Below are 23,107 nucleotides of genomic sequence, written 5' to 3'. Positions count from 1 at the left end.
ATTAAAAAAGACCATGCAGGAACCAGGCAAGTTGACCGGTGGCGGGATCGACGCCGTCGCCCTGGCGGAACAGCCAGAAGCGCCGTCCGTGTTGGGTCTCGACGATCCAGTAGTCGCGCACCGCGGCGACCTCGCAGGCATGCCGCCACCATTCGCCGTGGATGCGCTCGGGGCCGTCCGCGCGCACGATGCGGTGGCGCACCCGCCGCCAGGTGAAGGCGCGCGGCGGGTGGTCCGGCAGCATCGCCATCGCCTCGACCGGCTCGGGCGGATCGAGCAGGCGCACCGGGCGCAGCCACACGGAAACCGTTGGAGCAGACGTTTTTTCCATCAAAGCCTGGGCCGGCACCGGCTGCTGCGAGCGTTCCGGCACATCGCTCTCGACCGGCTGCAGGCGATAGACCTTGCCGGAGCCGAGCCGGTTCACCAGCCGGTCGATCAGCTCAGATAGATCGGCTGCTTGCGTCGCATCCGGCGCCAGATCGCCGGCTCGCTGCACATAGGCGAGCGGCTCGACCGAAGGGAGCACGAGGCGCATCGCCTCCACCCCCAGTCCCGGATCGACCGTGTCGATGCGCTCGTCCAGCAGCCGGGCCAGGTGGCGCACGTCGCGCACCGGACGGGCGGTGCCGATGCGCACCACCTGCATCGTCGCATCGATGCGCTCGAACACCAGGTCGAGCCGGCGCGCGCCCTCGCCGCGCTGCTCCAGTTGCGCACACGCCGCGCCGACCAGGGTCAGGATGACGCTGGCGAAGGCCTCGGCGGTGGCGATCGGCTCCACGAAGCTCCGACGCACCATGATCGTCTCCGGCGGCAACACCGGCCGGATCGGTTCGCGCACCCGCCCCAGCGCCTGGTCGAGCCGGGTCAGCGCGGCGTCTCCAAAGCGGCGGGCCAGCGGCCCGCGCGCGGTGTCGGCCAGTTGCCCGATCCGCTCCAGCCCGAGCCGTCGCAGGCCGTCCACCATCCGGGCCTCGAGACGCAGCGCCTCCACCGGCAACGACGCCAGCGCCTGCGCCTGGCGACCGGGTTCGACCACCGTGATCGCCTCGGTGCCGAACCGCGCCATCGCATGCGCGGCGCCCGGCGTGTCGGCGATCGCCACCCGGCCGGAGAGCCGGTGCCGCGCCAGTTGTCCAGCCAGCAAGTCCAGCATCGGCCGCTCGCCACCATGCAGGTGGGTGCAGCCGGTGGCATCGATCCAGATGCCGTCCGGCGGATCGGGCGCGGTCAGCGGCGACAGCCGCAGGCACCAGGCCGCCAGACGCGCCAGCGCCTCGGCATCCTCGGCCGGCGTCGCATCCATGACCAGCAGGTCCGGCACCATCGCCTGCGCATGCGCGAGCGGCATGCCGGCGCACAGGCCGAGCGCGCGCGCAGGCTGGTCGGCGGCGGCGATCACCATGCGGCGCCCGTCATGGCCCTTGGTGACCATTGGACCATCAGCCGGCGCGCTGCCACGCAATTTCCGCAGCCGGTCGGTCGGCCAGAACGGGAGCCAGAGCGAGACGACCCTGCGCATCGCAGCCCTCCACGGTCCAGGTTGCAGCCTCAGCACCTCGGCAGCGGAGCAGTTCGAGCCGCCAGATCGGCCGGCCGACGCCGTCGACCTCCGGCGCATGCCTAAGCGGCGACGGCGACGGCAGGCCGGTGATGCGCCAGCGGCTCCAGGCGCCGGACGGGGCGACCAGCGCCGGATCGTCGAAGCGCCGGCTGCGCCGCAGCACGATGCCCAGCACGTCCGAGGCTTCCGCGGCCAGTTGCAGCCGGCGCGAGGCAACAAGGTCCAGCCTGCCCTCCAGCTCGCAGACCACGCCGGCGAGGTCGGGATGGCGCAGCCCCTCCTCCATCGCCGCCAGCGCGCCTCGCCGCGCCTGCACCAGCACCAGCCGGCCCGGATCGAAGCCGACCTGCGCCAAGGCGGCCGGAAACAGGTCGTGCCGGCCCAGGATCCACAGCACCGGCCCCGGATGCCGCCCCAGCAGCCCGGCCGCGAACAAGGCAGCGGCCGCGCCATGCTCCACCTCCGGACCGCCGCCAGCGACCTCGTGCACCGCGCCGAGGGCGAGGCCGCCGCCGGGCAGGTGCCGGTCGATCGCCTCCACCCCGAACGGCAGCGCGGTGCGAGCCGAGACGCGGCCGCTGCCGTGCTCGATAGCGGCGATCCGCGAGCGGAGAGCTGTAATCCTACCGTTCTGCCCATTCCGCATTGCGCGCCCTCCCCCTCCGGATCGCTTCAGAGACAGGAACGTATAGTGAACATAGAGGCAGCGGGAAGCGCGATTTCAGACGGCCGGTGGCACTTTTTCGGGAAGCCGAGCGAGGTCAGGGGGATAGCCTGCGGTCCGCAGGCAGGGTCTCAGGAACGGACGCACAAGGGAGTTGCGGTTTCGTATCGAAAGGCCGCCCGGCGTGCTATTGTCAAAACGATACCGGATCGATCGGTGGTTGATTTCGTGGACTGCTGATGATGCGCCTGCCCCGCCTGGCCAGGATCAGTCTGGCCTGGATCACCCTGGTCGTACCCAACCAGGCCTTTGCCGACACCGCCTGCAGCGATGCGGCGCGGGACGCCGAGCGCAGCGCCGGGCTGCCGTCAGGCCTGCTTTCGGCCATCGGCTATGTCGAGAGCGGCGGCCGGCCCTGGAGCGTCAATTCCGGCCAGCAGGGCGTGCAGTTCACCACCCGCGACGCGGCGAGCAGCTACGTGCAGGGCCTGCTCGACCAGGGACGCCGGATCATTGATGTCGGCTGCTTCCAGGTCGACCTCTATTACCACCCGGAGGCATTCGCGCGCTGGCAGGACGGGCTCGACCCGATGGTCAACGCGACCGCCGCCTCGCGCATCCTGCAGGACCTGCACGCCCGCACCGGCGACTGGAACCAGGCGGTGGCACTGTACCACTCCGCCGATCCGATGCGCGGCATGCCCTACATGCAGGCGGTGCTGCGCTCCTGGTCCGGCGGCGCGGGTACCGACGCGCCACCGCTGCCGGCCTGGTCCGACCCGTTCACCATCCTGGTCTCGGCGCAGGCCTCGGCCATCACGGTGTGGACGCCGGAGGGCGCGCAGAACGGTGCGCGGGGCCGCAACCGTGGCACCCCGCGCGGCCTGCCCAGGATCATCACGCCGTAGCGACCAACACGTTCGCTCCGCCGTTCACTACAGCACCCTCGTTGCGAACCGCCTGGATTCGGCGAAGAATCACGCACAGCACGGCGAACACCAAGACGCTGCTGAACCGGAAAATCGTCGGGGAGATGGCGCACCAGGGGAGCAGGAAGCCCAGCACCAGGATCGCGACCTCCGGCAAACTGAAGCTGCCGTGCCGCCGCCAGCGCTCGCTGGCGGTGACGATCACCGCGAGATTGAACACCGCGAGGTCGTAGCCGAACGCAAACGGCGTCGCGAGGAAGGTGCCGGCCCCGACGAGTGCCGCCCCAAGCATGCAGACGCCGCCGCGAAAGCAGCGCCACACCAAGATTGCGATTGCCAGCGAACAGACCGCCTGCACCGCATGCGCCTGCAGCGGGTTCGCACCGAACGACAGCAGGTTGGACGTGACGGTTGCCATCAGGAAGCGAAACTCCACCGTCTTTGAGGCGATGGTGGCGCCGATCGAAGGAAGATGCTGCCACCAGCTCACCCAGACCGAGACGCCGAACACGGCGGCACTGGCGAGAAGGAACAAGACGGCGGTAACGCATGCGCTGGCTATTGTGCGCCATTGACGCGAAGCGAGCAAAGCTACCGGCACCAGGACACCGAGTTGCGGTTTGTAGATCATCAGGCCGAACAGGACTCCGGCAAATACCGGCCTTCTAGGCAGCAGACCGAAGCCGCCAAACATCAGGGCCGCCGCGATCATGCTGCTCTGTCCGCAAATCCAAACCAGCAAGGTGGACGGTCCGACGAGCACTGCGAACACAGCGGCCGGATTGCGTGCGACAAATCCGGTGACGGTGGCGCAAGCGACTGTCCCGGTCAGCATCCAGAGCGCATAGCCGAGGGCATACGGCAACTGTGCCAAAGGCCAGACCACGAGCAGCATCTGCGGCTGGTAAAAGTATGGAAAGAATCCGTTCGGCAAGTGCTGGAAGCTGCGAAGCAAGTCATAATCATAGATCAGGCCTGGCGAATGCAGCTTGACGAACGTCGCAAACGACCAGAACGCGAAGTAGTCGTTCTTGACGCCCATCGCCAGAATGTGGCCGCCGACATAAGGCGTCGCGAAGGCAAAGAAGATCAGGAGCATTCTGTAGAGCGTGCGCGCCGGCTGATCGTGGGTTTGCCAGTGGGTCGAGGATTGGGTCATCGCGGTTTCCGTATTGATCGAGCTCTAGGAGGCAATTCGAGACAGCGCTTGCACACGACAAACGATCAGACACAAGAGGGCAGCGACAACCGCACTGCTGAAGCGAAACAAAACCGGTGACATGAAGCACCACGGCATCAAGAAGGCGACGACAAGAACCGCCACCTCCAGAAACGTAAAGACATGGTCCTCCTGCCAGCGCTCTTTGAGCAGCACGAGGACCGCACCGGTGACGAGGACTAGATCATAGTCGAAGGCGAACGGTGTCGTCAGGAAAGTCCCAACCGCGACCGCTGCTGCCGTGAGCATAGGACTGCCACGCCTGGCACAAAACGTAACGGCGACGATGGCAAGCAGTGACGCCACGGACTGTATCAAAGCCGCTCGGTGCAGATCGACCCCAAACACCAGCAGGTTCGATGTCACCGTTGCCATCCAGAAGCGGGATTCCACACCCTTGGCCACGATCGTAGCCCCGATCATCGGCAGATGAGTCCACCAGCTCGCCCAGACAGAGAACCCGAACAAAACGATGCTGGCGAGGATAAACAGCATGGCGGTGACCCCCCCAACGACAATAGTGCGCCACCGGCCACCGGCCAGCAGCGCCACCGGCACCAGGACAAAGAGCTGCGGCTTGTAGATAAGCATGCCGAAAAATACACCGGCCAGTACCGGGCGGCGCTCCAGGAGGCTGAAACCGCCGAACAGCAAGGCTGTAGCAATCAGGCCGCTCTGCCCATTGATGGCAACAACGAGCGTTGATGGCGCAACAAGGAGCGCCATCATGGCTGCGGCACTGCCTTCCATGACGCAGAAGACGAACAGACAGCCGCTCAGCCCAACTGCCATCCAAATCACATACCCGATCGAGTAGGGCAAGTACGCCAGCGGCGAGACCAGGAGCAGCATCAACGGCTGGTAGAAATACGGGAAAGTGCTCCAGGGCGGCAGGCCCTGGAAGCTGTGCAGCAACCGATAGTCATATATCGAGCCGGCCGGATAATGGCGGGCAAAGGCACTGAAAGAGTGGAAAGCGAAAAAGTCATTGACCCGGTGTGGCGGCTTGACCTTCCAAAGCATTGCCGGCGTAACAAAGCTGAACAGCAAAAGCACGGAAATGCAGATCGAGCGGACGTGCGGACCGCGGGCAGGCCAATGGGAGAACGGGCTTCGCATCTGCTTCCAAACCAGCACCGATTGGCTGCTTGCTGAGGTGACCGTGCAAGTATGTTTCCGGGACCGGATACGACCGGATCTGAACATGGTCAGCGCCCGCTAAAGGAGGAGAAGGCGACCTGCCATGTTGCCCGTTAGAGCTAAGTCACGAGTTTTTCAAGCAAGATTTATTCGCTATTTCTGAGCGCTCAAAATCCTCGGTTTGAATATATTTTGGGACGTCCGCCTCGTTCTAAATATCTAGGCCCCGCAGGCTCTACAAAGTTCCGGTACCAAGACGTTTTTCCCTTGAGGTTAACGAACAATTTATAGTTATGTCGGCTGGCGGTTCGGCGCGTTCTGTTTCCGGCTTTCGGCGAACCGTCCAAATGAGGAAGAGATGACCATGATCCAGTATTTGAAGACGTGGCTGCAACTGAAGCCGGACGAGCGTGCCGTCACCGCTCTCGAGTATGCGCTTATCGCCGGCCTCATTGCCGTCGTCATCATCGGTGCAGTCACAACGCTCGGGACCAACATGAGCGCCGTGTTCACCAAGGTCGCCAGCAGTATCACTACTGCCTGACGCGTAAAACGAAAGCCGGGACCGCCGATGGAACTGTCTTGGTTTCATCGGTGTCGGCTCTGAGGACATCGATACGACTACCTGGCCATGCACGCGATGATTGCCGACGCTGCCGTTTTCATTGCGGTCTTGCTGCTGCTCGTCGCAGCGGCTGGTGACGTCGCGACCCGAATGGTTTCGAACAAGCTGTCCATTCTGATCGCTCTCGATGGCATCCTGCTGCAGTCGACAGCCGGGGCGGGTCTTGCTCCCTATGGCGCAGCGCTGGCTGTCTTCGTTGCCGGCGCCATCTGCTGGCGCGTTGGCCTGATGGGCGGCGGTGACGTCAAATTGCTGGCGGCCGCTGCCTTGCTGGTGCCGGCACCCCTGGTGCCCGGACTGATACTCTCAGTCGCCCTCGCAGGCGGCATTCTTGGATTGCTCTATGTCGGACTGCGGCTCCTGGTCGGGAAGCCGTCGGTCCGTCGGTCGCGTGTCCTGCTCTGGCGCCTGCTGCGGATCGAGCAGTACCGCATCTCGCGGGGTTTCTCGCTGCCGTACGCGTCTGCCATCGCCGCCGGCGCCGCTTTTGTTCTGCTGGAGGGCTGATCGATGCTGCTGCGTGTTGCCCTGTTCGCCCTGATGGCAATCGGACTGGCGGGCTTCGGCGCCGTGACCTGGCGCGCCACCCATCTGCCGCCACCGCCGCCGCCGCCGGTCGTGGCAAGCGTGCAGCATGCCGCCCCGCCGCCGCCCGTCACCGCTGCCGTGCTGGTCGCGGGCGCCAGCCTGCAGGGCGGCAGCTTCCTGCGACCGGAAGACATCTCGACCGCGACGCTGGAAAAGGCGACCCTCGCCGCAAGCGTCGAGCTGGACACGAAAGCCAACCGGGCGGCGCTGAACGGCGCCCTCGTGCGACATTCGCTGGCGTCGGGCCAGACGATCACCTCGGCAGACGTCATTCTTCCCGGCGAGCACGGATTTGTCGCCGCCATCCTCGCACCGGGAATGCGCGCGATCATGGTCGGCTCCGCCGAGATCGACGGTGACACGTCACTGCTCTCTCCGGGCGACCGGGTCGATCTCATCCTGACCCAGATGCAGGACGGCGGCGCCGGCGGCAAGGTTGCCCTGGCCCGCGGCTTGTCCGCGGAAACCGTGCTGTCGAATATCCGGGTCCTGGCCGTGGACCAGCAGCTCGTGCAGCGCGCAACCGCGGACAAGGACAAGGACAAGAAAGTCGGTCTGGCGGCTCCCGGGCCGACCGCCGGTGGCCTGACGCTGGAGGTCTCGCCGCTGGACGCCGAGCATCTCGTGCTGGCGCTGAAGCTCGGCAAGATTGCGCTCGCGGTGCGGCCGGCGGAGACCATGGCCGGCACCGGCGGCATCACGCTGGCGCGCGCCGACATCGCAAGCGGGATGGCGCCACCGCCGCCGCCGATCCGCGCCGGGGACGTCATGCACACCCTGAACGCGCCGACGGATGGGCACGGAGCGATCACCGCGGTGCACGTCTTTGACAGCACCGGCGAAAAGGATTTCCAGTTCTGATGCGCCTCGGCCGCGAAACCATGCGCTGCAGCCTGGCTGCCGGCCTGTGCCTGCTGGCGCTGCGCCCGGCGGCGGCCGAGCCGTTCAACCTGGCCCCGGCCGGACACGACTCCGCATCCCGCTCGAACGTGCCGATGGCGTCGGACGAGGACGGCCAGCCGGCGCAGCGCGCCTTCTCGATCGAGGCCGGCACCGGCCGCGTGATGCCGATTGCCGGCATCGCCGCCAACGTCTTCGTGGCCGACCCCAAGATCGTGCAGGTGCGGCCGGCGAGTGCCTCGGCATTGTTCGTGTTCGGCCTGATGCCCGGACGCACCACGATCGCGGCACTCGACGCGTCGGGCCATCCGGTCGGCCAGTACGAGATCACCGTGCGGCCCGGCACCTACGGCGCGGCGAGCGCCGGCCAGGCGATCGCCCGGGCGTTGCCGGACTCCCACATCACCCTGACGACGACACCGGGCGGTATCACCATCAATGGTGACGTCGCCTCCGCCGCCGATGCGCAGGAAGCCCTGGATATCGTGCGCAGCTATATCCCTACCGGCCAGACCGTCACCAACCAGATCAACGTCGCCGGCTCGGTGACCGTCGGCCTGAAGGTGCGCATCACCGAGATGGATCGCCAGGTCACCCGCCAGCTCGGCGTCGACTGGCAGGCGATGGGCCAGCTCGGCAAGTATGCGATCGGCTTTGCCACCGCCAACGGCGTCGCCGCCACCGTTACCAGCGCCTTCGTCAACAAGGGGATCACGGTCGACACCGTGCTCGAGGCGCTGTCGCAGGACAACCTGGTGCGCGTGCTGGCCGAGCCGAACCTCACCGCGCGCAGCGGCGAGAGTGCGAGTTTCCTCGTCGGCGGCGAATATCCGGTTCCCGTGGCGCAGGGCGGCTCGTCGAGCAACGCGATCTCCATCACCTACCAGCAATACGGCGTGTCGCTGTCCTTCGTGCCGACGGTGCTCAGTTCCGGACGCATCAGCCTGCATGTCCGGCCCGAGGTCAGCGCGCTCGCCACCACGGCGGCGGACGGCGCCGTGACCCTCAGCCAGGGCTCCGGAAGCCTGCAGATCCCGGCGCTGACCATCCGTCGCGCCGAGACCACGATCGAGCTCGGCTCGGGCCAGAGCTTCGCCATCGCCGGGCTGCTGCAGGACAACACGACGCAGGCGAACAACGCGCTCCCCGGCCTGGGCGAGGTGCCGGTGCTCGGCGCGCTGTTCCGCTCCGACAGCTACACGCACAACCAGACCGAGCTGGTGATCATCGTGACGCCGTACATCGTGGGCTCGGTGAACGATCCCGACGCGCTGCAGAACACCGACAACCACTACAAGGCGCCAAACGATATCGAGCGGGTGCTGCTGCTGCGCCAGCATGGCGGCAGCTCGGACGTCACGGTTCCCGGCGATGCAGGATTTGTTGTGCAATGACCCGCTTGATCCTGGCTCTCCCGCTGCTGCTGGCTGCCTGCGGCGACCCGTACCAGCGTCCGGGAACCTGGCAGGCCACCGGTGTGAATGACGCCAACCTCAAGACCGAGGCGACCAACAAGACCGACGTCGTCATGGGCCACGGCGATCCCGGCTCGAATGGAACGCTGGATGCCGCCGCCGTCGACCGGCTGCAGCAGGACAAGGCCAAGAAGCTGACCGTCGATCCGACCTCCAGCCTCGCCGGAGGCGGCTCGTGAGCGGCGCCGGAACTCCCGGCCCGTCGGAACCGACGCGCCACGACCGCGCCTCGATGATCGCCTTCGTGACCGACGGCGAGACCGAGACGGCGCTGCGCGAGGGTCTCGCCGAGGTGGCGGGCATGACGCTCGACGTGCGACGCGGCGGCGTGAAGGGCGCCGTCGCCGCCCTGCGCAAGATCGCAACACCGCGCATGCTGATCATCGACGTGTCGGGCGAGCCGCATCCGCTGACCGCGCTCGCGGCGCTGGCGGACATCATCGAACCCGAAGTCCAGGTGCTGGTCACCGGCGACCCGCGCGATGTCGATTTCTACCGGCAGGTGACGCGCGGCCTGGGCAGCGCCGAGTATCTGCCGAAGCCGCTCACCCGCGACATGGTGTCGCGGCATTTCGCGCCGCTGATGGCCGGCCAGACCGCCAGCCACGAGATCATCCAGGGCGGCCGCATGGTCACCGTGACCGGCGTGCGCGGCGGCACCGGCGCCACCACCATCGCGGTGCATCTCGCCTGGCATTTTGCGGTCGACATGCGGCGTCATACCGCGCTGCTCGATCCCGACCTGCACATGGGCAACATGGCCATGCTGCTCAACAGCAAGGCGACCGGCGGCCTGCGCACGGCGCTGGAGAACCCCGACCGGCTCGACGAGCTGTTCGTCGAACGCGCAGCGCAGCCGATCGAGAACTCGCCGCAAGCCGAACGCCTGCATGTGCTCGCCGGCGCCTGCCGCATGACCGACGACCTGAACTACTCGCCGGGTGCCGCGACGCGCCTGACGCAGCTGCTGCAGCGGCGCTACGGCTTTGTCGTCGCCGACGTCCCGTTCCGGCCGTCGCCGCTGTACCGCGACCTGATGGCGCTGGCGCACCAGCGCGTCCTGGTGATGGAACCGAACCTGAGCTCGATCCGCGACACGCTGCGCCTGCTGTCGCTGCCGAACAGCCCAAGCCAGTCCCGCCGCGCGATCATCGTGCTGAACCGCCTGGGCCAGAACGGCGGCCTGAGCCGGCGCCAGGTCGAGGACGCCCTGAAGATGGCGCCCGACGTGGTGATCGCCGACCTGCCCAAGCAGATCTCGGCCGCCGCCACCCTGGGCGAGCCGGCGGCCGCGATGAAAGGCGGGTTCCGCGCCGGCATCCTGGAACTGGCCCGCCAGGCGGCGTTCGAGCGCCTGCTCGACGGTCCGAAGGCCCGCGCGCACGCCGAGAGCAAGCAGAGCGTGCTGCCGCGGCTGCGCCTGTTCGGGCGCGCGGCATGAGCCTCGCTGCACGCAGCTTCGGCCGGCGCGCGGCCGGCCTGCCGCGCGTCCATGACCCCGAGCCGGAGCCCGGCGTCCCGGCCCCGGCGGCCGCCGACCCAGCGAACCCGGCGGAGGATGTCGGGGCGGGCCTTGCACCGGAGCCGGCCCGCGCGCCGCCGCCCATTCCCACCGCACCCCCCGCCATCCCGGCCGGCATCCTCCCGGGCACTGCCGAGACCGTGCCGGCGAGCGTTGCCGACGCCGCTGCGCCGGAGCCGGCCGCCTCGCCGCCGCTGACCCAGGCGCCGCTGAAGCAGGCGCCGTCCGGCGGCTCGTCTGGCGGGTCTTCTGGCGGGTCTTCTGGCGCCCCCTCGCCGACCGCGGCGTTGCGCGAGCTGCGCACGCTGTGCCTAGGCCGGGTCGATCCGGCGGCTGTCGCCAAGATCCCGCAGCACCGGCTCGCCTCCGAGATGGAGCGCCTGGTCTCCGAGATCGCCACCTCGCACCGGCTGCAGCTCAACGGCCGCGAGCAGCGCAAGCTCGCCGAGGAGCTGATCGACGACATGCTCGGGCTGGGTCCGCTGCAGCCGCTGCTCGCCGACGACACCATCGCCGACATCATGGTGAACGGCCCCGACAAGGTGTTCATCGAGCGCAACGGCAAGGTCGTGCTGACCGACGTGCATTTCCGCGACGCCGCGCACGTCACCAACATCTGCCAGCGCATCGCATCGGGCGTCGGCCGGCGCGTCGACGAGAGCAGCCCGACGGTGGATGCGCGCCTCAAGGACGGCTCGCGCGTCAACATCGTGCTGCAGCCGCTAGCACTCGACGGCCCCTACATCTCGATCCGGAAATTCAGCAAGAAGGCGATCGATTTCCCGCGCCTGATCGGCTACGGCGCGCTGACCGCGCCGGTCGCGCGCGTGCTGGAGATCGCCGGGCGCGCGCGCCTCAACATCGTGATCTCCGGCGGCACCGGCTCCGGCAAGACCACGATGATGAACGCGATCTCGCGCATGATCGATGTCGGCGAGCGCGTGGTGACGATCGAGGACGCGGCCGAGCTGCAGCTCCAGCAGCCGCATGTCGTGCGTCTGGAAACCCGACCCGCCAGCCTGGAAGGACGCGGCGAGATCACCCAGCGCGACCTCGTGCGCAACGCGCTGCGCATGCGCCCCGACCGGGTGATCATCGGCGAGGTGCGGTCGGGCGAGGCGTTCGACATGCTGCAGGCGATGAACACCGGCCATGACGGCTCGATGTCGACCGTGCACGCCAACACCACGCGCGACGCGCTCACCCGCATCGAGAACATGGTGCAGATGGGCAATACCGGCCTGCCGTCGCGCGCCATACGCCAGCAGATCGCCAGCGCCGTCGACCTCATCGTGCAGGTCGAGCGCCAGCGCGACGGCGGCCGCCGGGTGACGCAGGTCACCGAGGTCTGCGGCATGGAGGGCGACGTCGTCATCCTCAACGACGTGTTCCAGCTCGAGTTGATCGGCGAGGACCAGAACGGCAAGCTGATCGGCCGCTACAAGACCAGCCTGAGCCGCCCGCACTGCCAGCAGCGCCTGGCCTATTTCGGGCTCGACCGGGCCTGGATCACGGCCCTGGGCGATTCCGCTGCGCAATGAACGCGTTCCTGCTGCCGCTGGCGTTCCTGCTGCTGTCGGTCGTCGGCATCGGCGCGTTCCTGCTCAACCAGCTGCGCGAGCGCCAGCGCAGGCTGCGGCGACGTTTCTCCAAGGCGCTCGACCCCTATGCCAGGCGCCGACGCGACGACCCGGGTGCCGCGTCGACCGCGCGGATTTCCACCCAGGCGCCGAAGCCGACGATGGCCGCCCGCTATGCGCGCACCTTCGGCTTCAATGCGACGCGGCTCGACCTCTATCCGGCGCGCCCGCCGATCATGATCGGGGTCGCCGCGATCGCGGGTTGCCTCGTCGGCTGGATGCTCCAGGTCATCCTGGGATGGATCGCGCTGCTGGGTGTCCCGGTGCTGTGCGTCGTGTTCAGCCGCATGCTGTTCGGCCGCTTCCACCAGCGCCGGGCGCTGACGCTGTTCAAGCAGTTCCCCGACGCGCTCGCGATGATCGTGCGCGCGGTGCGGGTCGGCATTCCGATCAGCGAGGCGGTGCGCGCGGTCGCGCGCGAGAACGAGGCGCCCACCGCCGGCGAGTTCGGCCGCCTCGCCGACCAGATGGCGATCGGGCTGCCGCTCGACGAGGCGTTGCGCAGCATGGCCGAGCGCAACGGTCTGCCGGAATATCGTTTCTTCGCCACCGCGCTGACCCTGCAGGGCCAGACCGGCGGCAACCTGAGCGAGACGCTGGACAACCTCGCCGACGTGATACGCAAGCGCGTGGCCGCTCGGGCCCGCGGCTACGCGCTGGCGGCGGAAGCGCGCACCAGCGCCAATGTGCTGAGCGCGCTGCCGGTGCTGCTGTTCATCGCCCTGCTGTTCATCAATCCCAGCTACGCCGACATGCTGATCGACAGCCATGCCGGGCACATGATCCTCGGGCTGACGCTGATCCTGCTCGGCGGCGGCATGTTCGTCATGCGCCTGATGATCCAGAAGAGCCTGTCATGAACCCGACCCTGCTGATCGGCATCGGCGGCATGACGCTGTTCCTGGTCCCGCTCTGCGCCATCCCGATCATGACGCTGCTGCGCCGGCGCAAGCGCCTGAAGCAGCGTCTGCTGGCGGTCCGGCAGACCGACGGCATCGTGGCGGACACCGGCGTCACGCGGGCCAAGGCGCCGCCGCTGGTCGCCAGCGTGGCCAGCCTCGGTTTCGCCGTCGTGCGCACCGGCCTGCTCTCGAAACGAACGCTCACCGAACTGGAGCAGACGCTGCAGGCGGGGGGCTTCCGCGGCGGCAGCGGGCTCGGCTTGTTCGTCGGCTCCAAGATGCTGCTGGTGGTGATCCTGCCGGTCATCGCCTTCGTGCTGCTGGGCCACGTCCATATGCGGCCGATCCTGCATATCGGGGCAGTCGGCGCCGCCGCGGTGATCGGCCTGCTGTCGCCGGACTATGTGATCCGCAACATGCGGCAGAAATATCTCAAGGCGGTCGAACGCGGCCTTGCCGACGCGCTCGACATGATGATCATTTGCGCCGAGGCGGGCCTCGCGCTGGAAGCCGCGATCCGCCGGGTCGGCATCGAGATCGTCCATGCGCATCCGAAACTTGCCGAAGAGCTCTCCATCACCTCGGGTGAACTGAACATGATCTCGGACAGCCGCGTGGCGCTGACCAACATGGGGGCGCGCACCGGACTGGTCAGCCTCAGGCGGCTCGGCGGCACGCTGGTGCAGACGATCCAGTACGGCACGCCGCTGAGCGTGGCACTGCGCACGCTGGCCACCGAACTGCGCCAGGAGACGCTGACGCGCTACGAGGAAAAGGCCGCCCGGCTGCCGGTGCTGCTGACCGTGCCGATGATCCTGTTCATCCTGCCCTGCGTGTTTCTCATCGTGGCCGGCCCGATCGCGGTCCAGGTCATCCAGAAGTTCAGGCACTGACCGCATGCATAGCCGCTCGACCGTCCCTCTGCTCGTCTCCCTGCTCGGGCTGCTCGCCCTCGCCGCCTGCACGTCCGACAGCCATCAGCCGGCGACCATCAGTCTGGGCCTCGCCGACAGCGCGCTGGCCGGCGGCTCACCGCAACTGGCGCTGCATGTCAGCCAGGCGGTCCTGGCGCAGCATCCGCGCGACGTCGCCGCCCTGCTGCGGCAGGGCGATGCGTACTACGCGCTCGGCGATGGCGGCCGCGCCAGTGCCAGCTACGCTAAGGCGCTCGAGATCGCGCCGAACTCGATCCCGGCGATGCTGGGCCAGTGCCGTACGGCGCTTGCCGAGGACCCCGAGCAGGCGCTGCGGCGGCTCGACCGGCTGCTGGCGATCGATCCGCGCAACCGCGCCGCGCTCACCGACCGCGGCATCGCGCTCGACCTGCTCGGACAGCACACCGAGGCGCAGACCGACTACCGGCTGGTGCTGGCGCAGGGCGGCGAGGTGACGGCGGCGAGAGTCGATCTCGGCCTGTCGCTGGCGATGAGCAACGACGCCACCGCGGCGGTGCAGATCCTGCAGCCGATCGCCGCCGAACCCGATGCGTCCGCGCGGGTACGGCAGGATCTCGCGGTGGCGCTGGTGATGGACGGGCGTACTGACGAGGCCCAGCGCGTGCTGCTGACGCAGATGTCGCCCGACCAGGCGCGCGCCGCCATCACCGCCTACCAGGCGCTGCGCGACCGGCCGTTGACGCCGCAACTGCTCGACCATGCCACTTAGAGCCTGCTTGAAAACGCCTGCTGCTGGCGATCCGACGCGCCGTTTCTGCGCTCCGATGCTCACGGCCAATCGGGCCGCTCCGCTTCGGTGCTCGAAACGTCACGCCGGGCGCGACCCCGAGCATGATGCATGCATCATGCTCTCCTTGGGAGTGAGGCAGAGCAGCGAGCGCTGCTCTGCGGGCCGCTCTCATCCAGCATCAGGCGTTTTGAAACAGGCTCTTAGTGCCCTGGACCGGCTACGCGGCTGTCGTCGAGGCAGCACGGCGCTGGAGTTCGCGATCGCCGGCCCGGTGATGCTGCTGCTGATCTTCGCGATCATCGAGGACGGGCTCATGCTGTTCGCGCAGTCGGTGCTCGACAACGCGACACGGGACGCGTCGCGGCAGATCCTGATCGGTAACATCACCACCGCCTCCGCCTTCCAGGCCAAGTTGTGCAGCGACGTGACATCGTTCTTCGACTGCACGAAATTGCAGTTCAACGTCCAGGCCAGCGCGGTCGGGTTCCCGCCGAGCGTAGTCGCCACCAGCGCTACAGCCCCAGTGTCCGCGGCAGTCTTCGGTCCTGGGACCGGCGGCCAATATGTGACCGTCGAGGTGGTCTATAGCCGCCCGTACATGTTTCCCTGGATACAGAGCATCGCCGGTGCCGGCTGGACCTTGATGTCCACCCAGGCCTTCCAGAACGAACCGTTCTCATGATGAGGGTCGCGGCCAGACTAGCCGACGACCGGCGGGGGGTAGCGGCGCTCGAACTCGCGCTGGTGGCGCCGCTGATGCTGATCATGTTCTTCGGTGTTGTCGAGGTGACGCAGTTGATCCGGGTCTCCAACAAGCTCGACTTTGCGAGCCAGGCGATCGAGAACATCGTCGCCGGACAGAACCCGGCGACCGTGGTCAGCGTGACCAATGCCTACCAGGGTGGCGAGCTGGTGATGGCGCCCTTCGTCGGCACGACCAACCTTGCTGTGACGGTGGCGAGTGTCATCTTTGACGCGAGCGGCAACGCGTCGCTGGCCTGGCAGATCACCGAGGGCGGCGCATCCGCCATGTCAGTCGCCACCGCCTGCGGGCTGGCGAAGGGTCTCGGCCTCGGCAGTGACAGCGTGATCCTGGTGCAGGCGAGCTACAGCTACAGCGCCATCACACATTACATCTTGCCGTCCAGCTACGCGCTGTCGCATGTGGCCTATGGCCGACCTCGCAACATCTCGACCATCGCAGGCGTCTCCTCCCCGACAACCGCGCCGGTCGGCAGTTGCTGATCAGCGTATGCAGATGATCAAGACCATGCCGCAATACATCCGCTCGTTAAGAAACTCACGTCAAGGCGCAGTGGCGGTTCTGGTGGCACTCATGCTGACACCGTTGATCGCCGGCGCCGGTGTGGCTGTCGACTATTCGCGAGAGTCACTTCTCAAGGCGTCGCTGCAGAGCATCGTCGACGATGCCGCACTGGCCGGCGCCAGCAACCTGAACCAGACCACCTCTACCAGCGGCGCCATCACGCTCGCCACCAGCTATTTCAACAGGAGCGTTGCGACGATCGCCAACAGCAACACGGTAAGCGGACCAACGGTCCAGGTGCCGAACAGCATCACGGTGACGGTCAGTGCCACGGCACAACTTGGCACGACCCTGATGGGAATTTTCGAGCCGAACATGCAGGTTGCTGTCACTGCGACCGCGATGGGTCCCGGCTACGCCATCAAGGTGAGCAAGACCGGCGGTTTCACATCAACCGCCTATGACGGCGACAGCATCTATTTCTATGTGGTGCCCCCAGGCGGGGGCTATCCAACATCGCTCTCAAGCTACACCCTATTGTTTACCAATAGTTCTGCGGTCGACCCAAACTATGAGTATGACAACGCGAACCCGAAGGCGATCGCGGTGGGTCCAAATGACCAAGTCGGGTTTGCGCTCTACAACACCAATGGCGGCAAAACACCCTATGGCACGAACGGCTATGGCGCCGCGCAGGGTAGTACCCACATCTTTCTCTCGAGCTTGGCGGCACCCAGCCAGGATCCGGCCTTCGGCTACCCGAACCAGCCGACGTATAACACGGGCTCATACAGCTACCCGCGTTACGGCCGCGCCACATGTAACCCGACGCCGATCGGTTCCACCAACCCGACCTTCGCATCGACGGCCGTTAATTCCTACTCGACGGACACGACCTCGTGCATAACGCACCCTTGTGTGACGCAGACCGGCGCCGGGCTGATGAACAACAACCTTCTCATAAACGGCGTGTGCTCGACGCAGGCGACTGCTGTGCAAACGTGCCTACAGCTCTACAACAACCCGACCGCATTCAGATGGAACGATATGGGCGGAGGTTCCGACGACTTCAACTATAATGACGCCAATTATACGGTGAGCTGTCAGCCCAATACGACGGGCACGAGTATTCTCGGGCAGCCGAAAGCTGTTATCCTCACTAATTAAGATTCAGTTCGTTGCCCCGCTGAAAACATGCGCCCGCGACAAATCGATCACGCAGCGTGCGCCGGGGCTGAGTGGCACGTCGATCGCCGGCGCCAGCGCCTCGATCACCCGGCCGGAGATGTCGATCTCGTAGCGGGTGAAGGCGCCGATACGGCGCGCCAGCAGAATCGTTCCGGGGCCGTTGCCGCCGCGCAGCCCGATCTCGTACGGCCGGATCGACACCAGCGCCGGCCCGTCCGGCAGCGCCGAAGGCAGCGACGACGCCTCCAGCCCGAGCGGCACCGCGCGGCCGCCCATGACCGTCGCCTCGAAGCGGATGCTCTCGCCGAGGAACTGGTGCACGAAGGCGTTCACCGGATGCCGGTCGAGCTGTTCCGGCGTGCCGACCTGCTCCAGCGCGCCGTCGCGCAGCAGGGCGATGCGGTCGGCGACCTCGATCGCCTCGCCCTGGTCGTGCGTCACCAGGATGCTGGTCAGGCCGAGCCGGTCATGCAGCCCGCGCAGCCAGCTGCGTATGTCCTTGCGCACCAGCGGATCCAGCGCCCCGAACGGCTCGTCTAGCAGCAGCAGCTCGGGCTCGATCGCCAGCGCGCGCGCCAGCGCCACGCGCTGGCGCTGGCCGCCGGAGAGCTGTCCCGGACGACGATCCGCGAGATGCGCCACCTGCACCAGTTCGAGCAGCTCGCGCACACGCAGGCCGATGGTGCGGCGATCCGGGCGGCGTCGCCACGGCCGCACCCGCAGCCCGAACGCCACGTTCTCCTTCACGCTCATATGGCCGAACAGCGCGTAGCTCTGGAACACGAAGCCGATATTGCGCTCGCGCGCCGGCACGCGCGTCACGTCCCGGGTGCCGATCGAGAGCCGCCCGGTATAGCCCGGCTCCAGGCCGGCGATGACGCGCAGCAAGGTGGTCTTGCCGGCGCCGGACGGGCCGACGAGGGCCAGGAACTCGCCCTGCGCCACCGACAGATCGATCTCGCGGATCGCCGGCGTCTGGCCGAACAGGCAGCTGATTCCCGCCAGTTCGACGCCACTGCTCTGCAACACGAAGTCCTTCATGCCATCCTGCCCTGGGGCGGGTCGGCCTCGCCGGTGACCTTGTGCTGCCATTCCAGCATGCCGCGGACGCCCACGGCCAGACCCGAGGCCAGCGCCAGCAGGGCGGCGAGCGAGAATGCGGCGACACTCTGGTAGTCGTTGTAGAGCGTCTCGATGCGCAGCGGCACGGTCTCGGTCACCCCGGGGATATGGCCCGACACCACAGAGACGGCGCCGAACTCGCCGAGTGCGCGCGCCGCGCACAGCAGCACGCCGGACAGCAGCGCCCAGCCGATGCCGGGCAGCGTGACACGCAGGAAAATCGCCCAGAAGCCGGCCCCCAGCATGGTCGCCGCCTCCTCGTTCGCACGGCCGCGCGCGTCGAGCACCGGCATGATGGTGCGGACCACGAACGGGAACGTCACGAACAGGGTGGCGAGCAGGATGCCCGGCAGCGCGAAGGTGATCTGGATGTGGTTGTGCGAGAGCATCGGCCCGAACCAGCCGCGTCCGCCGAACAGCAGCACCCAGACCAGGCCGGCCACCACCGGCGAGACCGACAGCGGCAGCTCGATCAGCACCAGGATCAGGCCGCGGCCGGTGAACTCGTACCGGGTCAGGACGTAGGCGGCGAAGATGCCGCAGACGGTGTTGAGCGGCACGCAGAGCACCACCACCAGTAGGCTCAGCCTGATCGCGGACAGGATGTCCGGATCGTCCAGGCTCGCGACCGCGTCGCCCACGCCATGCCGCAGGGCCTCGCTGAACAGGGAGACCAGCGGCAGGATCAGCACCAAGGCGGCCACGATCCAGGCGGCCGAGCCCAGCAGCCATCGTGTCGCGCGGATTTGCGCGCTCACAGGGTCTGCCTGCCGCCGCCGAGCGCCGGCAGCCACGCGCGCAGGATGCCGAGCGCCACCAGGATCAGCGCCGCCCCGAGCAGCATCACCAGCCCGATCGCGGCCGCGCCGGCATAGTCGAACTGCTGCAGCCGGATCACGATCAGCAGCGGCGCGATCTCGGAGACCAGCGGCCGGTTGCCGGCGATGAAGATGACGCTGCCGTACTCGCCGACGCCGCGCGCGAACGCCAGCCCGAAGCCGGTCAGCAGCGCCGGCAGGATCGCCGGCAGCAGCACCCGCAGCGCGATCTGGCCGGGCCGGGCGCCGAGCGTCTGCGCCGCCTCCTCGAGTTCGCGCGGCAGGTCGTGCAGCACCGGCAGCGTGCTGCGCACCACGAACGGCAGGCCGACGAACACCAGCGCGATCATGATGCCGGCCTGGGTATAGGCGACCCTGATCCCGAGGGCTGCCAGCGGCGCGCCGATCCAGCCATGCCGGCCATAGAGGGTCGCCAGGGTGATGCCGGCGACCGCGGTGGGGAGCGCGAACGGCAGGTCGATCATCGCGTCCAGCAGGCGCCAGCCGGGCGGCCGCACGCGAGCGATCGCCCAGGCCAGCAGCAGCCCGGCCAGGGTGCAGATCCCGGCGGCCCGGAAGGCGGTGCCGAACGACAGCCGCAGTGCCGCCAGCGCCCGGGCCTGGGTCAGCGAGTGCCACAGCCAGCCGACGCCGTGCTCCCAGGGCCGCGCCGCCAGCGCCGCCAGCGGCAGCAGGACGAGCAAGGAGACCCAGGCCAGGGTGATGCCGAGCGACAGCCCGAAGCCGGGGATCACGGTGGGCCCGTGCCCCTTGCCGGGTCCCGCCGGTGGAACACGCAGTGGCCGCGCCGGCTCGATCGCCAGGCCGTTCGCAGGGAGGCTGGCCAGGGTCATTGACCGGCCGAGTAGATCTTGTCGAACACGCCGCCATCGGCGAAGTGCTTCGCCTGCACCGCCGGCCAGCCGCCGAGCGAGGCCACGTCATAGACGCGGATCGACGGGAAGTCGGCCCTGTGCTCGGCCAGCACCGTCGGATCGATCGGCCGGTAATGGTGCTTCGCCGCCAGCTCCTGGCCCTGGTGGCTGAACAGGTATCGCAGATAGGCCTGCGCCACCGGGCCGGTATGTTTCTTGTCGGTGACGCTGTCGACCCAGGCGACCGGCGGCTCCGCCTTGATGCTGCTCGCCGGATAGACGATGTCGAACTGGCCGTCGCCGACATCGCGCTCGGCCAGCAGCGCCTCGTCCTCCCAGGCCAGCAGCACGTCGCCCTCGCCGCGCTGCACGAAGCTGTTGGTGGCGCCGCGCGCGCCGGTATCGAGCACCGGGACATGCTTGTACAGCTGGCCCAGATAGGCCTCGGCGCTGGCCTCGGTCGCCCCCGGCTGATGCAGCGCCCAGCTATAGGCCGCGAGATAGCTCCAGCGCCCGCCGCTGCTGGTCTTCGGGTTCGGGGTGATCACCTCGACATCGCCGCGTATCAGGTCGGCCCAGCCATCGAGATGCTTCGGGTTGCCGTGGCGGACCAGGAACACCACGGTGCTGGTGTAGGGGACCGAATGGTTCGGCAGGCGGCGCTCCCAGTCGGCGGCCAGCAGCCTGCGCTGCGTCAGCACGTCGATGTCCCAGGCCAGCCCGAGCGTCACCACATCCGCCTGCAGCCCGTCCATCACCGCGCGGGCCTGCGCCCCGGAGCCGCCATGCGAGGTCCTGATGTCGAGCGTCTGGCCGGACTTCGCCTTCCATTGCGCAGCGAAGGCCTGGTTCACGTCCTTGTACAGCTCGCGTGTCGGGTCGTAGCTGACGTTCAGCAGCGACAGGTCCGCGGCCCGGACAGGCGCGCCGCCCAGCAAGCCGGCGAGCAGGGCCGCGGCAAGGACCCAGGAACGGCGCTGGACCATGGCTTCTCCCAATTCACGAAGATTGCCGTATTATTTCTCCGCCATGTCAGAACTTCCACGTTTTGCTTTGGTTGGTCAAATTGGCCCGGGGATGCGGCACGCTCTTGTCCAGGCGGCCGCTCCCGTCTATACACCCGCCCCTGATCGCGCGTCCGGGCCTGGAATGGGCATGCCCGGCCGCGACGGCTGCCCTGCCGGTCTGTCCCATATCAGTCCGGCCGGCATCGTCTGTCATCGCGGCAGCACGAGGCAGCATTCCACAAGGAGATGCAAATGCCCAAGATGAAGACCAAGTCGTCGGTCAAGAAGCGGTTCAAGATCACCGCGACCGGCAAGGTGCTCGCCGGCCCCGGCAACAAGCGCCACGGCCTGATCAACCGCTCGCAGAAGATGAAGCGGACCAACCGCGGCTCCCAGACGCTGACCGAGATGGACGGCAAGACGGTGAAGCAGTGGGCCCCGTACGGGCTGGCATGAGGAGCATCTGAGCCATGGCACGCGTCAAGCGGGGCGTCACCACCCACGCCCGTCACAAGAAGGTTCTCGCCCAGTCGAAGGGCTTCGTCGGCCGGTCGTCGACCAACTACCGGATCGCGCTCGAGCGGCTCGAGAAGTCGCTGCAGTACGCCTATCGCGACCGCCGCAACAAGAAGCGCGAGTTCCGCGGCCTGTGGATCCAGCGCATCAACGCCGCCGTCCGCGAGCACGGCATGACCTACAGCGTGTTCATCAACGGCCTGCACAAGGCCGGCATCGAGATCGACCGCAAGGTGCTGGCCTCGATCGCCTTCGATGACAGTGCGGCGTTCGCCGAGATCGTGCAGAAGGTGCAGGGCGCCCTGGCCTGAGAGCCCTGCCGTCACACCTTGTCTTTGACGGGCCGTCCTGCGAAGGACGGCCCGTTTGCGTTAGGAGCCGGTTCGCATGTCGGATGATCTGGACGCCCTGCGGCAGGAGACGCTGACCGCGCTGGCGAGCGCCTCCGACATGCGGGCGTGGGATGCGGTGCGCGTCGCGACACTCGGCAAGTCGGGCCGGCTGACCGGGCTGCTCAGGGAGCTCGGGCGGGCGGCGCCGGAGGCGCGACGCGCCCGCGGGGCGGCGCTCAACCGGCTGCGCGACGAGTTGACCCTGGCGATCGAGACCCGTGGCCGCAGCCTCGAAGCCGCGGCGCTGAACGCACGCCTGGCCCGCGAGCGGGTCGACGTCACCCTGCCGGTGTCCGCTTCCGGCATGGGCTCGATCCATCCGATCAGCCGCACCATCGAGGAGATGGTGGCGATCTTCGGCGCGATGGGCTTCCGGCTCGCGGAAGGCCCCGACATCGAGACCGACTGGCATAATTTCTCGGCGCTGAACACGCCGTCGCACCATCCGGCGCGCACCGACCACGACACGTTCTATCTGCCCACTCCCGAGGGTGAAGCGACGCGCCTGCTGCGCACCCAGACCTCGCCGGTGCAGATACGCACCATGCTGGGCGAGGCGCCGCCGATCCGGGTGATCGTGCCGGGCCGCACCTATCGCGCCGACCACGACGCCACCCACTCGCCGATGTTCCACCAGTGCGAAGGCCTGGTGGTGGATCGCGGCATCACGCTCGGCCACCTGAAGGGCTGCGTGATCGAGTTCCTGCGCGCCTATTTCGACCAGCCGACGCTGCCGGTGCGGTTCCGCGCGTCGTATTTCCCGTTCACCGAGCCGTCGATGGAGGTGGATATCGGCTGGGACCGCCGCTCCGGCGAGATCGGCGGCGGTGCTGACTGGCTGGAGGTGCTCGGCAGCGGCATGGTGCATCCGCGCGTGCTGGCCAATTGCGGCATCGACCCGCGCGCGTTCACCGGCTTCGCCTTCGGCATGGGCATCGAGCGGCTGACCATGCTGAGGAACGGCATTCCCGACCTGCGCTCCTTCTACGAGAGCGACATACGCTGGCTGCGGCATTACGGCTCGTCGCCCCTGCTGCCCGCCCTGCTGCACGAGGGGCTGTAGGC

Annotated in this window: 25 protein-coding genes; 17 read left to right on the top strand and 8 right to left on the bottom strand. The window is 67.7% G+C overall.

From position 1 onward, the window contains the following. Nucleotide 1 precedes the first annotated feature (1 nt). Both ACQY4O_RS18925 and ACQY4O_RS18920 read right to left on the bottom strand, forming a co-directional pair. Nucleotides 2–1,525 (bottom strand): Y-family DNA polymerase, encoded by a 1,524-nt coding sequence (locus ACQY4O_RS18925; RefSeq protein WP_428378000.1) that lies wholly within the window; start codon nt 1,523–1,525, stop codon nt 2–4. Beyond that, complete coding sequence (locus tag ACQY4O_RS18920; RefSeq protein WP_428377999.1) at nt 1,446–2,213, bottom strand: ImuA family protein; 768 nt, start codon at nt 2,211–2,213, stop codon at nt 1,446–1,448. The genes ACQY4O_RS18925 and ACQY4O_RS18920 overlap by 80 nt, the downstream gene beginning before the upstream one ends. Nucleotides 2,214–2,470: 257 nt before the next feature. Here ACQY4O_RS18920 and ACQY4O_RS18915 point away from each other — a divergent pair, with 257 nt between their 5' ends. After that, nucleotides 2,471–3,139: a transglycosylase SLT domain-containing protein gene (locus tag ACQY4O_RS18915; protein WP_428377998.1), complete on the top strand. Its 669-nt coding sequence runs from the start codon at nt 2,471–2,473 to the stop codon at nt 3,137–3,139. On the opposite strand, the gene ACQY4O_RS18910 is transcribed toward ACQY4O_RS18915, so the two are convergent. Beyond that, nucleotides 3,129–4,319 carry a glycosyltransferase family 87 protein gene (locus ACQY4O_RS18910; protein ID WP_428377997.1) on the bottom strand — a complete coding sequence of 397 codons (1,191 nt, stop codon included), beginning with the start codon at nt 4,317–4,319 and terminating at the stop codon, nt 3,129–3,131. The two genes, ACQY4O_RS18915 and ACQY4O_RS18910, sit on opposite strands and share 11 nt — an antisense overlap. Before the next feature lie 24 nt (nt 4,320–4,343). Then, nucleotides 4,344–5,435, bottom strand: coding sequence for a glycosyltransferase family 87 protein (locus ACQY4O_RS18905; RefSeq protein ID WP_428377996.1), 1,092 nt, complete (start codon nt 5,433–5,435; stop codon nt 4,344–4,346). A 442-nt stretch (nt 5,436–5,877) separates the two neighbouring features. On the opposite strand from ACQY4O_RS18905, the gene ACQY4O_RS18900 reads away from it, so the two are divergent. The 13 genes from ACQY4O_RS18900 to ACQY4O_RS18840 all read left to right on the top strand — a co-directional run bounded on the left by ACQY4O_RS18900 (nt 5,878) and on the right by ACQY4O_RS18840 (nt 17,291). Next, nucleotides 5,878–6,063, top strand: a complete 186-nt coding sequence (locus ACQY4O_RS18900; RefSeq protein ID WP_428377995.1) for a Flp family type IVb pilin — start codon at nt 5,878–5,880, stop codon at nt 6,061–6,063. 87 nt (nt 6,064–6,150) lie between these two features. Then, entirely contained in the window at nt 6,151–6,651 is a 501-nt protein-coding gene (locus ACQY4O_RS18895) for a prepilin peptidase (RefSeq protein WP_428377994.1), read from the top strand. Nucleotides 6,652–6,654: 3 nt separating this feature from the next. Next, on the top strand, nt 6,655–7,593 hold the full coding sequence (gene cpaB, locus ACQY4O_RS18890) for a Flp pilus assembly protein CpaB (protein WP_428377993.1): 939 nt from the start codon (nt 6,655–6,657) through the stop codon (nt 7,591–7,593). After that, on the top strand, nt 7,593–9,026 hold the full coding sequence (locus tag ACQY4O_RS18885; protein ID WP_428377992.1) for a type II and III secretion system protein family protein: 1,434 nt from the start codon (nt 7,593–7,595) through the stop codon (nt 9,024–9,026). Before cpaB ends, ACQY4O_RS18885 begins: the two co-directional genes overlap by 1 nt. Next, nucleotides 9,023–9,286 carry a hypothetical protein gene (locus ACQY4O_RS18880; protein WP_428377991.1) on the top strand — a complete coding sequence of 88 codons (264 nt, stop codon included), beginning with the start codon at nt 9,023–9,025 and terminating at the stop codon, nt 9,284–9,286. Before ACQY4O_RS18885 ends, ACQY4O_RS18880 begins: the two co-directional genes overlap by 4 nt. Beyond that, nucleotides 9,283–10,548 (top strand): AAA family ATPase, encoded by a 1,266-nt coding sequence (locus tag ACQY4O_RS18875; protein WP_428377990.1) that lies wholly within the window; start codon nt 9,283–9,285, stop codon nt 10,546–10,548. Before ACQY4O_RS18880 ends, ACQY4O_RS18875 begins: the two co-directional genes overlap by 4 nt. Continuing rightward, on the top strand, nt 10,545–12,170 hold the full coding sequence (locus tag ACQY4O_RS18870; protein WP_428377989.1) for a CpaF family protein: 1,626 nt from the start codon (nt 10,545–10,547) through the stop codon (nt 12,168–12,170). Before ACQY4O_RS18875 ends, ACQY4O_RS18870 begins: the two co-directional genes overlap by 4 nt. Beyond that, a complete protein-coding gene (locus tag ACQY4O_RS18865; protein ID WP_428377988.1) occupies nt 12,167–13,129 on the top strand; it encodes a type II secretion system F family protein in 963 nt (320 codons plus the stop codon). The genes ACQY4O_RS18870 and ACQY4O_RS18865 overlap by 4 nt, the downstream gene beginning before the upstream one ends. Next, nucleotides 13,126–14,064, top strand: coding sequence for a type II secretion system F family protein (locus ACQY4O_RS18860; RefSeq protein WP_428377987.1), 939 nt, complete (start codon nt 13,126–13,128; stop codon nt 14,062–14,064). The genes ACQY4O_RS18865 and ACQY4O_RS18860 overlap by 4 nt, the downstream gene beginning before the upstream one ends. A 4-nt stretch (nt 14,065–14,068) precedes the next feature. Next, the gene (locus tag ACQY4O_RS18855) at nt 14,069–14,836 is read left to right on the top strand and encodes a tetratricopeptide repeat protein (protein ID WP_428377986.1); all 768 of its coding nucleotides are present in this window, start codon (nt 14,069–14,071) and stop codon (nt 14,834–14,836) included. A gap of 208 nt (nt 14,837–15,044) precedes the next feature. After that, nucleotides 15,045–15,539 (top strand): TadE/TadG family type IV pilus assembly protein, encoded by a 495-nt coding sequence (locus ACQY4O_RS18850; RefSeq protein ID WP_428377985.1) that lies wholly within the window; start codon nt 15,045–15,047, stop codon nt 15,537–15,539. Then, entirely contained in the window at nt 15,536–16,102 is a 567-nt protein-coding gene (locus ACQY4O_RS18845) for a TadE/TadG family type IV pilus assembly protein (RefSeq protein ID WP_428377984.1), read from the top strand. The genes ACQY4O_RS18850 and ACQY4O_RS18845 overlap by 4 nt, the downstream gene beginning before the upstream one ends. Before the next feature lie 7 nt (nt 16,103–16,109). After that, nucleotides 16,110–17,291 (top strand): pilus assembly protein TadG-related protein, encoded by a 1,182-nt coding sequence (locus tag ACQY4O_RS18840; RefSeq protein ID WP_428377983.1) that lies wholly within the window; start codon nt 16,110–16,112, stop codon nt 17,289–17,291. A gap of 3 nt (nt 17,292–17,294) precedes the next feature. Here the strand turns inward: ACQY4O_RS18840 and ACQY4O_RS18835 are convergent, their stop codons facing one another. Genes ACQY4O_RS18835 through ACQY4O_RS18820 form a run of 4 tightly spaced genes read right to left on the bottom strand, consistent with a single transcriptional unit; the run spans nt 17,295 to nt 21,113 of the window. Next, complete coding sequence (locus ACQY4O_RS18835) at nt 17,295–18,353, bottom strand: sulfate/molybdate ABC transporter ATP-binding protein (protein ID WP_428377982.1); 1,059 nt, start codon at nt 18,351–18,353, stop codon at nt 17,295–17,297. Further along, the gene (locus ACQY4O_RS18830; RefSeq protein ID WP_428377981.1) at nt 18,350–19,192 is read right to left on the bottom strand and encodes a sulfate ABC transporter permease; all 843 of its coding nucleotides are present in this window, start codon (nt 19,190–19,192) and stop codon (nt 18,350–18,352) included. The genes ACQY4O_RS18835 and ACQY4O_RS18830 overlap by 4 nt, the downstream gene beginning before the upstream one ends. Continuing rightward, nucleotides 19,189–20,106 (bottom strand): sulfate ABC transporter permease subunit CysT, encoded by a 918-nt coding sequence (gene cysT / locus ACQY4O_RS18825; protein ID WP_428377980.1) that lies wholly within the window; start codon nt 20,104–20,106, stop codon nt 19,189–19,191. The genes ACQY4O_RS18830 and cysT overlap by 4 nt, the downstream gene beginning before the upstream one ends. Then, nucleotides 20,103–21,113, bottom strand: coding sequence for a sulfate ABC transporter substrate-binding protein (locus ACQY4O_RS18820; protein WP_428377979.1), 1,011 nt, complete (start codon nt 21,111–21,113; stop codon nt 20,103–20,105). The genes cysT and ACQY4O_RS18820 overlap by 4 nt, the downstream gene beginning before the upstream one ends. Nucleotides 21,114–21,386: 273 nt before the next feature. Between ACQY4O_RS18820 and rpmI the strand changes: the two genes are divergently transcribed. From rpmI to pheS, 3 genes are all read left to right on the top strand, one after another. Then, nucleotides 21,387–21,590: a 50S ribosomal protein L35 gene (rpmI, locus tag ACQY4O_RS18815; RefSeq protein WP_114729229.1), complete on the top strand. Its 204-nt coding sequence runs from the start codon at nt 21,387–21,389 to the stop codon at nt 21,588–21,590. A 14-nt stretch (nt 21,591–21,604) separates the two neighbouring features. Next, complete coding sequence (gene rplT, locus ACQY4O_RS18810) at nt 21,605–21,961, top strand: 50S ribosomal protein L20 (RefSeq protein WP_428377978.1); 357 nt, start codon at nt 21,605–21,607, stop codon at nt 21,959–21,961. Nucleotides 21,962–22,037: 76 nt separating this feature from the next. Beyond that, a complete protein-coding gene (gene pheS / locus ACQY4O_RS18805; protein WP_428377977.1) occupies nt 22,038–23,105 on the top strand; it encodes a phenylalanine--tRNA ligase subunit alpha in 1,068 nt (355 codons plus the stop codon). Nucleotides 23,106–23,107 lie beyond the last annotated feature (2 nt).

The organism is Lichenicoccus sp., assembly GCF_965277665.1.
Classification (GTDB): domain Bacteria; phylum Pseudomonadota; class Alphaproteobacteria; order Acetobacterales; family Acetobacteraceae; genus Lichenicoccus.
Note: the sequence above shows the minus strand (reverse complement) of the source record. Positions and strands in the feature narration are given on the sequence as shown.

Excerpts from the sequence above, each read along its gene's own strand:
- ACQY4O_RS18925 (WP_428378000.1), bottom strand. The coding sequence starts at position 1,525 with ATGCGCAGGGTCGTCTCGCTCTGGCTCCCGTTCTGGCCGACCGACCGG.
- ACQY4O_RS18920 (WP_428377999.1), bottom strand. The coding sequence starts at position 2,213 with ATGCGGAATGGGCAGAACGGTAGGATTACAGCTCTCCGCTCGCGGATC.
- ACQY4O_RS18915 (WP_428377998.1), top strand. The coding sequence starts at position 2,471 with ATGATGCGCCTGCCCCGCCTGGCCAGGATCAGTCTGGCCTGGATCACC.
- ACQY4O_RS18910 (WP_428377997.1), bottom strand. The coding sequence starts at position 4,319 with ATGACCCAATCCTCGACCCACTGGCAAACCCACGATCAGCCGGCGCGC.
- ACQY4O_RS18900 (WP_428377995.1), top strand. The coding sequence starts at position 5,878 with ATGACCATGATCCAGTATTTGAAGACGTGGCTGCAACTGAAGCCGGAC.
- ACQY4O_RS18895 (WP_428377994.1), top strand. The coding sequence starts at position 6,151 with ATGCACGCGATGATTGCCGACGCTGCCGTTTTCATTGCGGTCTTGCTG.
- cpaB (WP_428377993.1), top strand. The coding sequence starts at position 6,655 with ATGCTGCTGCGTGTTGCCCTGTTCGCCCTGATGGCAATCGGACTGGCG.
- ACQY4O_RS18885 (WP_428377992.1), top strand. The coding sequence starts at position 7,593 with ATGCGCCTCGGCCGCGAAACCATGCGCTGCAGCCTGGCTGCCGGCCTG.
- ACQY4O_RS18880 (WP_428377991.1), top strand. The coding sequence starts at position 9,023 with ATGACCCGCTTGATCCTGGCTCTCCCGCTGCTGCTGGCTGCCTGCGGC.
- ACQY4O_RS18870 (WP_428377989.1), top strand. The coding sequence starts at position 10,545 with ATGAGCCTCGCTGCACGCAGCTTCGGCCGGCGCGCGGCCGGCCTGCCG.
- ACQY4O_RS18865 (WP_428377988.1), top strand. The coding sequence starts at position 12,167 with ATGAACGCGTTCCTGCTGCCGCTGGCGTTCCTGCTGCTGTCGGTCGTC.
- ACQY4O_RS18860 (WP_428377987.1), top strand. The coding sequence starts at position 13,126 with ATGAACCCGACCCTGCTGATCGGCATCGGCGGCATGACGCTGTTCCTG.
- ACQY4O_RS18855 (WP_428377986.1), top strand. The coding sequence starts at position 14,069 with ATGCATAGCCGCTCGACCGTCCCTCTGCTCGTCTCCCTGCTCGGGCTG.
- ACQY4O_RS18845 (WP_428377984.1), top strand. The coding sequence starts at position 15,536 with ATGATGAGGGTCGCGGCCAGACTAGCCGACGACCGGCGGGGGGTAGCG.
- ACQY4O_RS18840 (WP_428377983.1), top strand. The coding sequence starts at position 16,110 with ATGCAGATGATCAAGACCATGCCGCAATACATCCGCTCGTTAAGAAAC.
- ACQY4O_RS18835 (WP_428377982.1), bottom strand. The coding sequence starts at position 18,353 with ATGAAGGACTTCGTGTTGCAGAGCAGTGGCGTCGAACTGGCGGGAATC.
- cysT (WP_428377980.1), bottom strand. The coding sequence starts at position 20,106 with ATGACCCTGGCCAGCCTCCCTGCGAACGGCCTGGCGATCGAGCCGGCG.
- ACQY4O_RS18820 (WP_428377979.1), bottom strand. The coding sequence starts at position 21,113 with ATGGTCCAGCGCCGTTCCTGGGTCCTTGCCGCGGCCCTGCTCGCCGGC.
- rpmI (WP_114729229.1), top strand. The coding sequence starts at position 21,387 with ATGCCCAAGATGAAGACCAAGTCGTCGGTCAAGAAGCGGTTCAAGATC.
- rplT (WP_428377978.1), top strand. The coding sequence starts at position 21,605 with ATGGCACGCGTCAAGCGGGGCGTCACCACCCACGCCCGTCACAAGAAG.
- pheS (WP_428377977.1), top strand. The coding sequence starts at position 22,038 with ATGTCGGATGATCTGGACGCCCTGCGGCAGGAGACGCTGACCGCGCTG.